At 69.0% G+C, this 13,735-nt stretch carries 16 protein-coding genes; 10 read left to right on the top strand and 6 right to left on the bottom strand.

What is annotated here, in order from left to right; translation table 11 throughout:
• Positions 1-29: 29 nt before the first annotated feature.
• From OHS58_RS17940 to OHS58_RS17950, 3 genes are all read right to left on the bottom strand, one after another.
• Positions 30-854 (bottom strand): alpha/beta fold hydrolase, encoded by an 825-nt coding sequence (locus OHS58_RS17940; protein ID WP_328649096.1) that lies wholly within the window; start codon positions 852-854, stop codon positions 30-32.
• A 571-nt stretch (positions 855-1,425) separates the two neighbouring features.
• Positions 1,426-2,388, bottom strand: a complete 963-nt coding sequence (locus OHS58_RS17945) for a hypothetical protein (RefSeq protein WP_328649097.1) — start codon at positions 2,386-2,388, stop codon at positions 1,426-1,428.
• A gap of 47 nt (positions 2,389-2,435) precedes the next feature.
• Positions 2,436-2,798 (bottom strand): hypothetical protein, encoded by a 363-nt coding sequence (locus OHS58_RS17950; protein ID WP_328649098.1) that lies wholly within the window; start codon positions 2,796-2,798, stop codon positions 2,436-2,438.
• Between the two features lie 127 nt (positions 2,799-2,925).
• Here OHS58_RS17950 and OHS58_RS17955 point away from each other — a divergent pair, with 127 nt between their 5' ends.
• From OHS58_RS17955 to OHS58_RS17965, 3 genes are all read left to right on the top strand, one after another.
• Positions 2,926-3,486, top strand: a complete 561-nt coding sequence (locus OHS58_RS17955; protein WP_328649099.1) for a phosphoribosyltransferase family protein — start codon at positions 2,926-2,928, stop codon at positions 3,484-3,486.
• A gap of 142 nt (positions 3,487-3,628) precedes the next feature.
• The gene (locus OHS58_RS17960) at positions 3,629-3,907 is read left to right on the top strand and encodes a hypothetical protein (protein ID WP_328649100.1); all 279 of its coding nucleotides are present in this window, start codon (positions 3,629-3,631) and stop codon (positions 3,905-3,907) included.
• Positions 3,900-4,250, top strand: a complete 351-nt coding sequence (locus tag OHS58_RS17965; RefSeq protein WP_328649101.1) for a hypothetical protein — start codon at positions 3,900-3,902, stop codon at positions 4,248-4,250. The genes OHS58_RS17960 and OHS58_RS17965 overlap by 8 nt, the downstream gene beginning before the upstream one ends.
• A gap of 43 nt (positions 4,251-4,293) precedes the next feature.
• Here the strand turns inward: OHS58_RS17965 and OHS58_RS17970 are convergent, their stop codons facing one another.
• Positions 4,294-4,653, bottom strand: coding sequence for a hypothetical protein (locus OHS58_RS17970; RefSeq protein ID WP_328649102.1), 360 nt, complete (start codon positions 4,651-4,653; stop codon positions 4,294-4,296).
• A gap of 142 nt (positions 4,654-4,795) precedes the next feature.
• Complete coding sequence (locus tag OHS58_RS17975; protein ID WP_328649103.1) at positions 4,796-4,948, bottom strand: hypothetical protein; 153 nt, start codon at positions 4,946-4,948, stop codon at positions 4,796-4,798.
• Positions 4,949-5,010: 62 nt separating this feature from the next.
• Between OHS58_RS17975 and OHS58_RS17980 the strand changes: the two genes are divergently transcribed.
• The 6 genes from OHS58_RS17980 (at position 5,011) to OHS58_RS18005 (ending at position 9,437) form a co-directional block, all read left to right on the top strand.
• On the top strand, positions 5,011-5,394 hold the full coding sequence (locus tag OHS58_RS17980; RefSeq protein ID WP_328649104.1) for a hypothetical protein: 384 nt from the start codon (positions 5,011-5,013) through the stop codon (positions 5,392-5,394).
• A 29-nt stretch (positions 5,395-5,423) separates the two neighbouring features.
• The gene (locus OHS58_RS17985) at positions 5,424-5,801 is read left to right on the top strand and encodes a hypothetical protein (protein WP_328649105.1); all 378 of its coding nucleotides are present in this window, start codon (positions 5,424-5,426) and stop codon (positions 5,799-5,801) included.
• A 525-nt stretch (positions 5,802-6,326) separates the two neighbouring features.
• Complete coding sequence (locus OHS58_RS17990; RefSeq protein ID WP_328649106.1) at positions 6,327-7,205, top strand: hypothetical protein; 879 nt, start codon at positions 6,327-6,329, stop codon at positions 7,203-7,205.
• Between the two features lie 201 nt (positions 7,206-7,406).
• Positions 7,407-7,970, top strand: coding sequence for a TetR/AcrR family transcriptional regulator (locus tag OHS58_RS17995; protein WP_326948637.1), 564 nt, complete (start codon positions 7,407-7,409; stop codon positions 7,968-7,970).
• 103 nt (positions 7,971-8,073) lie between these two features.
• Positions 8,074-9,018: an NAD-dependent epimerase/dehydratase family protein gene (locus OHS58_RS18000; protein ID WP_328649107.1), complete on the top strand. Its 945-nt coding sequence runs from the start codon at positions 8,074-8,076 to the stop codon at positions 9,016-9,018.
• A gap of 2 nt (positions 9,019-9,020) precedes the next feature.
• Positions 9,021-9,437, top strand: a complete 417-nt coding sequence (locus tag OHS58_RS18005) for an organic hydroperoxide resistance protein (RefSeq protein ID WP_326948635.1) — start codon at positions 9,021-9,023, stop codon at positions 9,435-9,437.
• A gap of 737 nt (positions 9,438-10,174) precedes the next feature.
• Here the strand turns inward: OHS58_RS18005 and OHS58_RS18010 are convergent.
• Positions 10,175-10,522 carry a hypothetical protein gene (locus OHS58_RS18010; RefSeq protein ID WP_326954067.1) on the bottom strand — a complete coding sequence of 116 codons (348 nt, stop codon included), beginning with the start codon at positions 10,520-10,522 and terminating at the stop codon, positions 10,175-10,177.
• 341 nt (positions 10,523-10,863) lie between these two features.
• Between OHS58_RS18010 and OHS58_RS18015 the strand changes: the two genes are divergently transcribed.
• The gene (locus OHS58_RS18015; protein WP_328649108.1) at positions 10,864-13,665 is read left to right on the top strand and encodes an arabinosyltransferase domain-containing protein; all 2,802 of its coding nucleotides are present in this window, start codon (positions 10,864-10,866) and stop codon (positions 13,663-13,665) included.
• The last annotated feature ends 70 nt before the right edge of the window (positions 13,666-13,735 follow it).

Below are 13,735 nucleotides of genomic sequence, written 5' to 3' on the forward strand. Positions count from 1 at the left end.
GTTGTCAGGTGCCAACGATTCCGGGCCGGTCACTGCTCGCAGCCACGATCGCTGATGAACTCCGTCAGCAGAGCGGCGAACTGCCGCGGCGCCTCCTGGTGCGGAGCGTGGCCGGCTCCGGGGATCAGCTGAACCTCGTCGCGCCACAGTCCGGGGATGATCAGCTGTTGTAAGTAGTCCAGGCTCACCAGCTGCTCGTCGGCGCCTTGCAGGATGGCCAGCGGCTGACGGAGCGCCGAGACGATCGCGATCTCATCTGCGAACCGGCCCGCACCGGCGCTGGCCCCCAGCCCGGCGCGAGCTGCACCGTCGGTGGCCAGGATGTCGGAGACGAATTCACCGATGTCGAGCGGCGAACCGGGCGCGGTGAAACTCTCGGCGGCCAGCCTCGCTTCTGATTCGCTGACCTGCGCGCTGAAGAGGGCGGCCATCGCCGGGTGCGGCAGGAAAGCCTCCGCCATCTGCGCGGGCGATGCGACCGGGGGCGCGCCGAAGATGACGAAGCCGCCGACGTCCGGCAGTTCGGGCGCGGCCTCCATCGCGATCTGCCCGCCCAGGCTCCAGCCGACGACGATCGCGTCCGATACGCCGAGCTCCTGCACGAAGGCGGTGAGCACGGCGGCGTAGCCCGGTAGCGAGTAGTCGGCCTGGTCCCTCGCTGGCTCGGACTGACCGTGTCCGGGCAGGTCCAGTGCGACGCAACGGAACCGCCTGCCGAAGTCGCCCCGTATCACCGGGAGCCAAGTCCTGGCCGAAGACGAGTTGCCGTGGACGAAGATCACCGCGGGTTCGCCTTGGCCACTGCGATCGGCTGAGCTCTCCAGGCACGTGATCCGTTGTCCATCGATCTTCACGCTCGACTGCTTCACTCGATGCCTTTCGGTTCCGCTGATCGTTCTACCAGCCATGGGCGGGGCCTGGTTTGCGGCTTGATATCCCGCAGGGCCCTGAACCTAGAGAGGGAAGACGAAGGCGGCAAGTGCGTCCCGGTCAACTATCGAATTACCGGCATGCAATCGGCGCTCGCCGACGATTCGCGCTACAGCAGGGAACGTGTGTCGGATCGGCTGATGTTCTCGGCAGGATCCTCACCGTCCTCGCGGCCTCCGGTCAGACTGGTAGGCGCTGTCATCGGCAGAGTCGGATGTCTACGACCGCTCGACCAGCTCTTGTCCGACACTGAGTTGTCACCGGAGAACATCGCCTGTGCCGACTACATCCAGCGCCGGCTCTTCGCGGCGGAGGACGCTACGTTCGGACGGTGGCTCTGGCGGAGTACCACCGCGAGCTACCCGGCGGTGCGTGCCGGGCTGAGGCGCCCACGATCACCGTCATCGCGCACCACTGGGCCTTCGCGATGCCGCGGCCTTCAGCCGGGCGGTTCGGCGTCCTGTCTCGGCGTCGCACGGGAGTGATCGACCGTCTTCAGTACCAGCCGAGCTCGGCCAGCTGTTTCTCGGCATCTCTCGGGGGCCAGAAGGTCACCCTGTCCAACCGGCCCGACGCGGTGCGGAACTTGAGGCGGCGACCGAACGGGGCGCCCACCCACTCCAGGCCAGTCACCTCGGCGCGGGCGATCCAGATCGGTTCAACGCTGAAAACGCGCAGCTCGATCTGGGCGCGGCTGACCAGCAGACTGGCCGACGGCGACGTCACGTTGACGTAGTTCACCCGGGCTCCGCCCCGCAGAACGAGGTCGTAGTCCTCATCCCGCAGCGCAGCGAACTGGCGTGCGTGGGCCGGGTCCGACGGCGGGACCCGACCGAAACCTTCGAACTTCTCCGGCCACCGGAACCTGGCGATCACCATCATCACCCCGAAAGCCACGAACACCAGCAGGCCGATCCCTTCGCCAGGTCTCATCGGCGTCCCTCCTGCATTGCCGGGAAGCATCTCACTCGAACAGATACCTCCCGGATGATCATTTCGTTCCCGTACCGAACAAACTTGTGCGTTGCTGTCCATGCCTGCGATGCTGCTGCGCCGGGGGCCCGCAAGGAGAAGAGGCATCACCGCCAGCGAGACAGCCACCACCAACACGCCCACTACCTGTTTTCGAACCGCGCCCGGTACTTCTCCAGCCTCACGCCGTAGTGCCACACCGAGCAGAGTCAGCAGGCCGCCGGCCACGATCGGCCCGGTGTGCTTGTTCCCGTCGTCTAATTCCGCGCGCCGTTGGTCCGGCCGCACCCGGATCTGCACCCGGCACCCCGGGACGAGCACGCGCCCCTGGTGCTCGAAGGTCTCGGTCCTCGTCACCCCGTCGGGTCCGGTGTACTGGACGTCCGCGGTGAGGTGCTCCCGGACTCCGGTCGCGACGACCCGTTCCGAGAGGTGCCCCGCCGACCGGTTCACCTCCGCGGCCAGGGAAACGTCGGCCCATACCACTTGCGAGCCCGCCGATCAGCACGACCAGGGGAAGCCACAAGGCCGCCTCAGACAGCCAGGACCTCGACGACGTCATGCCTCCAGGACGCCACGAAGGTCTCCGCGGTTGCCCGGCGGCCCGGAACGCTTGCGCCTATGTCTTCGCCCTTGTGGCGTGAGCCTCCCTTGACCGGCCCCAACCGGTCGGTGTGACTCCCGCGGGACTTCGGGGCCAGCTGGCGAGATGAGTGCGGTGCCTTGCCGAACCAGGTGAACACCGGTTCCAGGTCCGGGAGCGGAGGCCAGCCGTTGATGGTGGCCGCCAACTGCCGGTACCGCGTGACACGACGATCGTCGGTGACCTCGAGTTGGTCGAGGATCCACCGCTTCAGCCGGTTGTCAACGGCCTCACCAAAGGTTCCGCGCAGCACGCGGTGAGCGCGGCGACGATGCCGCCAGCCTCGCGGACGGCTCCTTGCAGCATGAGGGAGCGATCGACACGGCGTGCCGCGGGACAACCCGATTGCTCGTGGAGGTCGGCGGCGCGATCATGGGCTGATGCCTGGAGACGTATGGCTGGACGAGGTGAAGTCCGGGCTCCGCAGCGCCTTCACCTGGCACGGAGACCGAACAGACGAGCATTTTTATGCCGACGTCACCGGTTGGTGGCGCCGCCCCGAGCTGCTCGGGAGCCTGGGCCCCGCGTTGGCTCAGCTGTTCGCCGATCAGCAACCCACGGTCGTCCTCGGGCCGGAATCCCGCGGCTGCCTCCTGGGGCCGCTTGTCGCTCTCCATTTCGACGTCGGGTTTGTCGAAGTCCACAAAGATCGTGTGGTCTCCAGCGACAGTGATGCCTGGCTCCGGCGAACCACGCCACCCGACTATCGAGATCGTCATCTCAGCCTTGGCTTCCGCAAGCATCTGGTCGGCGGCGGCGATCGCGTGCTGTTCGTCGACGACTGGATCGAAACCGGCGGTCAGGCCCACGGCGCCCACCTCCTCACCCAGGATGCCGGGGCTACCTGGCTCGGGGCCGCGATCGTGGTCGACGCGCTGAGCAGCAACCAAGTTCGCCGACACCTGAATGTCCGATCACTGCTGCACATCAGAGAACTCTGATCCATTCGACCGCCCGATCATCGGCACGTGCGGACAGTCAACCGAACGCGCGCCTCGCGGCATGACCGGACGTTCGGCGACTGTGCGGCGATACCTCCATAACTGTGGTGCGTCCGGCCGGGTGACCGGGGAGGATCATCGCGTGGAACCGGCGAATGAGGTTGATGATCCGCGCGCGCGTTTCGAGGCGAGGCTGAAGGGGCTCCGGGGCCGTCGGCTCTTGGCGGTGGACTACTGGGATGTCCACAACTTCGCCGCCGAGCCGACGCAATGGGACTACGGCAGCTGGCATCACGCTGTCATGGGCGTCGGGCTCGTCACCGACGCGGGGCCGTCGACGGTCACCTGGACCGGCACCTTTTACACCTACGGGGTCGAAAGTCCCCGACGGCCGGATCGAAGACTATCTCAGCTTGGGTGACGAGGGCCCAGAGCGCATCGGGGCCGACGCCGGTCCCGGGAGCCTGTGGGACCGGTACCTGCGGACGCCGATTCGCGGGACCGCCGCGCGTTGGGAGCGGCTGGAACTGGGGCCGAGCCGGCGAGCCGATGGCAGTGTCGGATCCGTGCAAGCTGTGGACGTGCCGATGGCAGTGCGTCTCGACTTCGCCGCGGGAGCGGTGTGGTTCGTCGCTGCCGTCCCGCAGCCGCCGGACTGGCAGCGCGTGTTCGGGGGAGGCGACGAGATCATGGTTGTCTTCTCGCCCGAGAAGATGCGCGACCTGAGCTTCGGCGACGCCGCGTTCGGTCAACAGTCCGGGTAAACGCTCATCGGCGGGAGCGGACGTTGGGCCAATTTTTCGTCGCTCAGTGGCCGTAGGAGTAGCGGAGATCGGCAAACAGCAGTTGGTTGAGCCGTTTCCGGAGGTGTCCGGTCTTGCTCTGGTCGGGGGCTTCGTCGGGGGTGAGCAAGGTGAATCTCAGGAGGGTCCCTCCGTCGGGTGAGGCCGTCAGCGTGAAATGTATCTGATCATGGGGCCGGCTTGGCCACAGTGATGACCACGTCGCGTGGCTCGGTTTCTGCGCGGTCAGGACTCGGGGTTCGACTTCGTCGGCCAGCAGGGAGAGCCACGGATGGGTTTCTGGCCGGTGAGGTTCCACGAGTGAGTCCCAGACGATGTGTGGAGGTGCCGGCAGGGTGCGCGCCCGCGAACCGATCTCGATCACATGAGCAGAGTATGTCGAACCGTCAAGGTGCACACACAGTTCGACATGACAAGGCAATCGGATGATCGCCGGGGCGGGCAGGGGCGGCAACGCAGTATCCGACGCGTCCAGGATGACGGATCGGTGACTGGACGTCGTTGGCTCAGTCGGCGGCCGGCCGCGGTGAGGGCTGGACCGTTCTGCGCCAGGCCGTCCGGAGACCTTCCAGTTCGTGGCGGGGGAACGGACGGCCCCACCGGGTCTGGTAGCCGGCCTCGCCCAGGTCGTCGGCGACGGTGTCGAATGCCCTGAGCACGGTTCTGGCGAGCGTGGTCGTTGGCTGCTCGCTCTGCCAGAGCAGGCTTCCCTCGTGTTCAGGTGTCTTCCAGTCGACTGCGCTTCGAGAAGGCGGATCGTGACCGTGTTCGCGCGACGGTGGAGAAACCAGCGGTAAACGGTGGGTTCGGCCTCGAACTCGGCCTGGGTGTGGGTCTCATGGAGGATGATCCTGGCGACGGCCCTCAGCAGCTGCTCGGGACCCTCGGTGACATAGGAAGCGAACGCTTCGGCGCTGGTGTGCTCGTCCTCGACGGAGCAGAGGGCCCAACCGTGGTGCTCGATCGTCCAGGTAAGTCGCACGTCCGCATTGTGGCCGGACACGATGGCCGCCGTCATCCGATTACCACTGTGGGCAGCCGGCTGCAGCGGCGTCCGCAATTCGGCATGAGCGTGCGTCCGGCGGACGACCGCTCAGCGGCATGAAGAGACAGTGGCCGGATAGGCTCTTCCTCATGGAGGCTGGGGAGTTCGCAGTTATCGATCAAGGCTGGGACGGGCCGTTCTACCGAGTTCGGACCTCGGTCTTCGAGGTGACCTTCATGGTCGGCGGTGGCGAACGAATCGAGGCGGTGGAGAACGTCGATGCCGAAGTGCGCTTGCCCGACGGCTCTCGCTGGAGCGCGACGATCTTCACGCTGGCCGAGGTCGAGCGTCTTATGTCGGAATGGGCTGAGACGGGAGAGTACGGCGGGGGCGGTCACTTATGGTGCTCCGATGGCCTGATTGTCGGTGCGCCCGGCCTGGATCACATGATCATCGCGCTGGCGGGCCTCTACCAGAGCGGCGACTTTCGCGACGCCCTGAATCGCCTCGATGAACCGGCCGGGTAGTTCCGGCAGCACGGTCCGAGCTGGACCGGATACAGCATTCCCTATACACGCACCTCGGCATGAGCGTGCATCCCGCGCGATTGGTGCGCGGATCCCTGCGATCGAAACTCGCTCGCCATGGCCGGCGCCCGCGACCTACCATCGCGACGAGCCCGCCCAAGGCGCATCTACCCGGTAAGGATGCGTCCTACCCGTCGCACGGTGAGGGTGGCAGCCCGTTCGAGCCGGGCCGGGTCCGGGGAACCCACTCCTCGACGGGAGGTGTCGGGGTTCCCGCCTCAACGCCCGCACCGCGGCAGAAGAGTGCGCCCTGCGCGAACATGCCTGCCGGGTTGCCTGAGCACGTGTTGTCTTGAGTCATCGCTATGGAGAACGACGACTCGCATGTGCCGTCGATCCGCCGCTTGGGGCGAGGTGAGATCACTAATGGTCCGTCCACGGACTTCCGGGCAGCGATATGGGCCGTCGTCACGATCATCCGGAGCCGCAGGGAATGTGCCCGCTCCGGCGCTGTGAGGGGCAGCCATGGATGATGACGAAGCAGTGACAGAACTGATGACGGCTCGGCTCTTGTCTTTCAACAGTCAGGGCTTCATGGGAAACTTCGATTCGAGCACGGTCGCCTACCAGCACGTGCAGGATCTCGGCGTGCGCGCGTTGCCGCTGCTGGAACGGGTGCTCGAGGAGGGGACACCGGCTGGGCGCGCCTATGCGGCGACCTTGGTCGGGCAGCTGGATGACCAGGCGGGCCGGACGGCGTGGGAGCGGCTGGCCGGCGAAGCCGGCCGGGTCCGGTACTCCCTGGGCTGTGTGGGTTACGAGTTGTCGCTCGGCGAGTATGCCCGCAGCTGTCTCGACGGCCACCCGGGAAGCGTGAACGACAAGCCGGCGGCGCGGGACCTGAGTACGTGGACGATCGACCGGCTCGAGCACTATGTGGCCACCCTCGCGGACGGCCGGGAACTCGACCGTGCCCGGCGGGTCGCCCGCGAGCACGCCTGCCGGCCGGGTGCGTCCGGGGGCGGCGTTCGCCGGCGATGGGCCAAACTGGCCTCGGCTGCCGATGTGGGGCTGCCCGGCGACAATTCCTGGGATCTGGAGCGGCGGGCGCAGCTGGGCTTCTGCCTGCGTATGTGGATCATCGAGCAGTTCGGTCCGGACGGCGATCCGGACTGGGATCCCGAAGCTCTCGCGGCGGACACGCTCGCGGCGCTCACTCTTGACGCCGATCAAGCCATCGCGATGGCCACGAATTGGCGAGACCTTCCGCGGGAGCAGATCCGCGACCTTCACCGGCACCGGGCCTTGACCTGCCACGTCGACCGGCTCGTCGGCCATTTGCAGGCTGGACCGGTCAGGGAACGTCTGATCGGCTGGGTCGGGTTCGGCCGACACCTCCGGTGAAGCCACCTGCAGGGCAGCCGGCGAACACGAGCACGCGTCGCAGCAGTGCGGCCAGCGGCAGAAGCGGATGTTCGATGCGGGTCCAACCTCAGTTTCACGGCCGACCGGCTCGTGGGCGGTCGTTGGTCCCGCGGGTCGGGGCAGCCTGACGGGAAGCGCCGAGGGATTGACACCGGAAAGTGTGAGTGGTTTATTACTCACATGGCAGCGACGGGACGGGTGCTCAGCACCGCGGAGGAACGCAGGGAAGTGGTGCTCAGCACCGCGGTCAGCAGCTTCGCGGCCCGTGGCTACTACGGCACCAACACCACCGAGGTGGCGAAGCGGGCGGGCATCTCGCAGGCCTATGTCTACCGCCTGTTCCCCAACAAGGAGGCGTTGTTCGTCGCGGTCGTCGAGCATACTTTCGACCTCGTGCGGGACAGCTTCGCCAGGGGGGCAGCCAAGGCGCGCGGCAGCGAGCCGCACGAGGTGCTGATGGCGATGGGCGACGAGTACGCCCGGCTCATCGCTGATCCAGACCTGCTGCTGGTCCAGGTGCACGCCCAGGCGGCAGCGGCGTCCGAGCCCGCGGTGCGCGAGGTGGTGCGGCGCAGCTACGCCAGGACCGTCGAGTACGTGCGCAGCGTTTCCGGCGCGGATGCCGGCGCGGTCCAGGACTTCATGGCCAGGGGGGCGTTGTGTCACCTGGTGGTGGCGATCGGCGCCACCGAGGTCGACGCGCCGTGGGCGAACACGCTCTCGGCGGGCCTGCGCCACTACTGAGCTCCGTCGCCAATCGAGTTTTCGCCGCGAGAACGGCCGCGTCGTGCGGCCCTCTCTTTCACGCCAAGTGTGAGTGGTTAATCACTCAGTTAGAGGAGAAGTCATGACCCCGAAACTGCACGTCGTCCTCGGCACCGGACCCGTCGGCCTGACCCTCGCCGAGCGGCTCGTCGCCCAGGGCAACCGGGTGCGCACGGTGAACCGGTCCGGCGGAGGGGAACAGATCGCCGATTCGGTGCGGGTCGCCGCCGACGTGACCGACCGGGTCAAGCTCGCCGAGATCGTCGAGGGCGCCGACGTCGTCTACAACTGCACGCACGTGCCGTACCAGCTGCAACCGCAGGTGCTGCCGGTGATCCAGGACGCGCTGCTCGACGTCGTCGGCCGCAGCGGCGCGAAGCTGGTCACCGTCGAGACGCTCAACCAGTACGGCCCGACCGGCGGGGTGCCGATGACCGAGCGAACGCCGCTCGCCGCGCCAGGCCCCAAGGGCAAGACGCGCGCCGCGATCACCGAACGGTACCTGGCCGCACACGAGCGTGGGGACGTCCGCGTCGCGCTCGGCATGGCGGCCGACTTCTTCGGCCCGCGCGTTCTGCTGTCCTCGCTGGGCGTGTCGGTGTTCCCGGCCGCGCTGGCCGGCGCGACCAGGCTCGGGCTGGGCGACATCGACCTGCCGAAGAGCTACACCTACGTGCCTGACCTCGCCGCCGGGCTCGCCGTGCTCGGCTCCGACGATCGCGCACTCGGCAGGCTGTGGCACCTGCCCGTCGACGGCCCGTACACGACCCGGCAGATCCACGACATCATCGGCGACCTGACCGGCGAGCCGACGCAGATCACGGTGCAGCGCGAGGCGGAGCCGTTCGGCCCGTACGACGAGGAGTTCATGGCCGAGTACCGCGAACTCTTCTACTGGCACACCGAGCCGTTCGTCATGGACGACTCGCTCTACACCAGCACTTTCGGTGCCCGCGCCACCCCGATGCGCGACGCGCTCGCCACGACCCTCGACTGGTTCGCCCACTCCGTCCAGGAAGGACAGTGACCGTGCAGACCCTGTACACCACCGAAGTGACCTCCAGCGGTGACGGCCGCAACGGCAAGGTCCGCTCCAGCGACGGCCTGCTGGACACCGCACTCGCGCTCCCCAAGGAAGCGGGCGGCTCCGGCACGGCGACCAACCCCGAGCAGTTGTTCGGCGCGGGCTACTCGGCCTGCTTCCACAGCGCGTTGCGGCTGGTCGCCAGGGAACGCAAGATCAAGCTGTCCGGCGACACGATCCTCGCGCGGGTGAGCCTCGCCCAGGACGAGGCCGGGTTCCTGCTCGACGTCGAGCTGACCGCCTCACTCCCCGGGCTGTCGCAGGCGGACGCCGAGTCGCTGGCCAGGGACGCCCACGGGCGCTGCCCGTACTCACGGGCGATCCGCGGCAACATCGACGTCATGCTGCGCGTCGCCGTCTGACCGGCAGGCTCCGGCATAGCGCCCAACACACAGTGCGGCGACCGTCGCGTCGACGGTCGCCGCACTGGCATCTGTCAGAACCCGGCGCTTCCGGTCGGCTGCACGATGTCTGGCTCCCCTGTCCCGTCGGTCATCGTGGCAGGAGACGTCCGCCGGCCGACTCTGGCGCCGAACGTCCGCTCATCGGCAGAAGAGTGCGTTCCGTGGTGTCGGGCAACCGTCCTGCGGCCGGGCGCCGGTGCACCGAACGGGTATGGGCGGTGGCGGGTTGCAAGGGCGTCGGTCGGCACATCGCGCACCGGCTGGTGCATGACGGCGAGACGCGGCAGAGCGATCACGGCGATGGATTCGTCGCCGGGCCGCTACTCCCGCTGCAACCCTCACCGACGCCCGGTGTCGGGTCACGATCAGGGCCCTCACCGGTTCCGCCATCCGATTTGCGGAGGACGTTTCCAGCGAGCTCCAAGTCACGGAGCGAGGTGGGTGATCAGTTGCCGTCTTCGTCGCCGCGGTGGCTGGTGCACCGGGCTGAGATGTCTCGGAGGTAGAACCTTGCCGCCGGCGATGCGGAGCCCGGCGTCGTCGAAGGCGGTGATCCAGTTGCCGGCGATTGCCTTCTGCGCTGTGGCCGGCGGGATCAGGCCGGAGCAGGCGGCACTGTGGAGGTTTTCTCGATCGCGTCTTTCGGGTTCGGGATCTGGCCCGGCTCGACCGCGGCAGTCGCGGGTGTTCTCGTTTCATGACAGCCTTTCTGTATCACGCAGGGCGAGCCAGGTGCACAGTCCGGCCAGGGCCAGTTCCGGGACCGCGCAGACGAGGGCCTGGGTGAATTCGGCGCCGGGCCGGGCGGTGAGGACGTCGAACCAGGCGTCCATCCCCATGAGCGCCGCGACCGCCGAGGCCGACAGGCGGGCGCGGGCATCGCCCCGGTGATACCACCGCGCCGTGGTCGCGCAGCCGAGCGCCATGGCCAGGTCGAGTCCGATCCACACGGCCGGCCAGTGCCGCACCTGGGTCGTCTCGGGCAGGGTCCGGCCCAGCACGAACACCCACGGCACCATCCCCGCCGCCACCGCACCCAGCACGCCAGGCACCCACCTGGGCCGGGCACCCGGCGGCCGCGGCGACCTGTGAACACATCTGGCTGATCAGCGCCGGCCTGGCTACCTGACTGTCTGGTGTTTTCCCGGCGCCCGGGCCTGCATCGTGGGTGAGTATCCCTTGATGCAGCCGAGGAGACGTCATCGTTCACTCGCCCGCAGTTCTCGAACCGCGTACGACAACACCGATGGCGGAGCCGCCCACCCGGCCACCGCGGCGCCGGCTGAGAGCGCTGGCGGCAGGCGCAGGAATCCTGACCATCCTGTGTGCGCTCGCACTGCCGCTGGCGCCAGTCGCGGTCGACGATCCTTCGGTTTCCTGGCCGGTGGATCCCACCGCGCCGCAGTCCACTCTGCTCGCGCTCGAAGCCGGCAAGCCGCTCGGGCTGACGGCCGGTTTCTCCTGCGCCACCGTGGACGCAGCGGCCGCCGCCGACGCCGATCGGGCGTCGCACATCCTGCTCGCCACCACCGATCCCGACCAGCCCACGGCCGCCGAGGGGCTGCGGGTGACCGCCGAAAATGGCTCTCTCACGGCGTTCCTCGGCCCGGCCGTCGTCTTCCGCGAACCGATCACGGCGCAACCCTGCCAGTACCGGATCCGCACCGAGGACCAGAAGCTGTTCTACACCAAGGACGGGCGGACGCTGGGCACGTCGGCGCTGCCGGACGTGGACGCGTTGATCACGGCGATCACCACGCTGCCCGGCCGGGACCTCGACGTCACCGTGCGGGTCGACGACCGGTTCGCCTCCGCGCCGACGCCGGTGAAGCTCGTGCTCCTGGCGGCCGTGGTGGCCGGGCTGCTGGTGTGCGCGGGCTGCCTGATCGTGCTGTACCGGCGGCCCGGCCGGCGGAAGCGCTTCCACCCCCGCGCCGCGGACGTCGTCGTCGGCGTCACGCTGCTCGCGTGGCTGTTCCTCGCGCCGCGGACGAGCGACGACGGCTGGATGTACGCGATGGCGCTCAACCGGGAACACGCGGGTTATTTCGGCAACTACTACATGTACCACAACAATTCCTACGTCCCGTTCACGTGGCTGTTGCAGCTCTACGCGTGGTGGTCCGAACTCGGCACGGCTCCCGTGCTCCAGCGGGTGCCGTCGCTGTTCTTCGCGATCATCACGTGGCTGGGGGTCCGCGGCGCAGTCGGCCCGGTCGCCGTGGGGAAGCGCCTGCTGGTCCCGGCGCTGCTGTTCCTCGCCTGGTGGCTGCCGTTCGGCCTCGGCACCCGTCAGGAGGCTTCGGTCTCGGCCTGCCTGACGATCACCGTCTGCGCCATGCTGCTCGCCCGCCGCCGGCAACGGGTCGGGTACCTCGGCCTCGCCGTCGGCGCGGCGTCCCTCGGGCTCATCGCGCACACCGCCGGCGTCCTCGTGCTGCTCCCCCTGGCGCTCGGGGCGAAATCGGCGGCGCAGCTGATCCGCAGGACCGCGCGTTCGACGACGGACGCGGTCGCCGCGGTGCTGTGCGTGGTGTCGTGCGCGGCGACCGCCGCCGTCGCGGGGTTCGCCGACGGCTCGCTGAACGACTTCCTGCGCGGCAGCTCGTCCTTCGGCGGCGGCCTCGACACCGGTCCCCCGGACCCGCTCGGCGACGAGGTGGACCGGTACCGGCTGCTGCTGGGCGACCAGTCCACCGGCAACTTCGCGCTGCGCGCACCGGCGCTGCTGCTCCTGCTGATCGTGCCGTTCTTCGTGCTGCTGTGCGTCCGCGCCCGGCAGCGCCGACGGCCGTTGCCCCGGCCGCTGTGGCTGACCGGCTGGACCTGCACGCTGGGGCTCGTGCTGCTGGTGTGCACCCCGTCGAAGTGGCCGTGGCACTTCGGGGCGTTCGCCGGCGTCGCGACGATCTTCCTCAGCCATCTGGCCCTGTCGGCGCCGGACTTGGCCCGGCGCTACCTCGGCACCCGCCGCCTGACCTTCGTGGTCGGCTCCCTGCTCCTGGCCGGGTCGGGCGGCTGGATCTGGCTGGCCGCCCAGGGCCGCAACACGTGGGCCGACGACGTGCTACCCGGCGTCCCCCTGGCCGGCGAGCCACTGCCGAGTGCAGTGGCGCCGGCCGTGGTGCTCGCCGGAGCCCTCGTCGTCACGCTCGTCCCGCGCCGGGACGCCTTCACCGCGATCCACCTCGCCCGGGCGATCGCCGTCTGCTTCCTGGTGGGAGAGCTGGCTTTCCTCGTCGGCGGGTTCGCGCTCGCCACGGTGCGGACCCGGGATTCGTGGTCGCCGTGGGCGGACGCCGTCGCGGACCCGCTCGCCCGCCGCTGCGGGGAGGCGCGGGTGCTGCGAGCCGCCGACCCGGGCTCCGCGCGTCCGGTCGCGGTGCTGGCGGGCGCGCCGGCCACCGACGGCTTCGACCGCGACGTCCGGGCGGCGGGCAGCCCGCCCGAGCCGGGCCCCGCGACGGCCGAGGTCTACGGCAGCCTGACCGCCGGACCGGCCACCATGACCACGCCGTGGTTGCGGCTGCCCGCCGACCTGTCGGCGGACAAGCAGCTCATGACGACCGTGAGCGGCGTGACCGGTGCGGGCAACACCCTCACCGCCGAGTTCGCGGCCGCGTCCGACGGCGGGTACCGCGTGGTCGCCCGCTCGGACTTCGCCGCGCCGGAGGACAGCCTGTCCTGGCGGGACGTGGCGATCAGCGACGGCACGGCCCTCCCCGCGGGCACCACGGCCTTCCGGCTGACCGCGAAGGTGACGCAGGACTGGCTGTCGTTCGCGATGCCCACGGTGCGCGACGTCGTCCCGGTCGGCGACTTCCTGCCGCGCGACGGGCACACGCTCGTCGACTGGCAGCTGAACTGGCTCTACCCCTGCCAGGGCCAGCCGGTCATCGCGAACGGCGTCGTGGCGCCGGTCTCCTACGCCATCGGGTTCGGGTTCGGTCCGGACGGCAGCGAGCACAGCGCCACCGCGGGCGGTTCGTGGAGCCCGGAAGTCGGCGGGATCCTCGGCGCGCAGAACCGCGTCTCGACGATCACCAGGCTGTACACCCGGCTCGACACCGAACCGGCCACTCCGATGCGGACGGTGTACCGCCTCGACCGCCCGTACGCCGACGCCGCCTACCGGCTGAGCCGCGAAAGCCACACGGTGACGGGCTGGCGGACCCTTCCAGCGTAACGGGACGCCGCTCCGCGCCGAGCTTGTTCGCCACGATCACCCTGACGAACCGATCACACTGCTGTTCACG

The organism is Amycolatopsis sp. NBC_00348 (assembly GCF_036114655.1).
Classification (GTDB): domain Bacteria; phylum Actinomycetota; class Actinomycetes; order Mycobacteriales; family Pseudonocardiaceae; genus Amycolatopsis.

Bases quoted from the DNA above. Each gene is read 5' to 3' on its own strand.
- OHS58_RS17955 (WP_328649099.1), top strand. From the start codon at position 2,926: ATGCCTGGAGACGTATGGCTGGACGAGGTGAAGTCCGGGCTCCGCAGC.
- OHS58_RS17985 (WP_328649105.1), top strand. From the start codon at position 5,424: ATGGAGGCTGGGGAGTTCGCAGTTATCGATCAAGGCTGGGACGGGCCG.
- OHS58_RS17990 (WP_328649106.1), top strand. From the start codon at position 6,327: ATGGATGATGACGAAGCAGTGACAGAACTGATGACGGCTCGGCTCTTG.
- OHS58_RS17995 (WP_326948637.1), top strand. From the start codon at position 7,407: ATGGCAGCGACGGGACGGGTGCTCAGCACCGCGGAGGAACGCAGGGAA.
- OHS58_RS18000 (WP_328649107.1), top strand. From the start codon at position 8,074: ATGACCCCGAAACTGCACGTCGTCCTCGGCACCGGACCCGTCGGCCTG.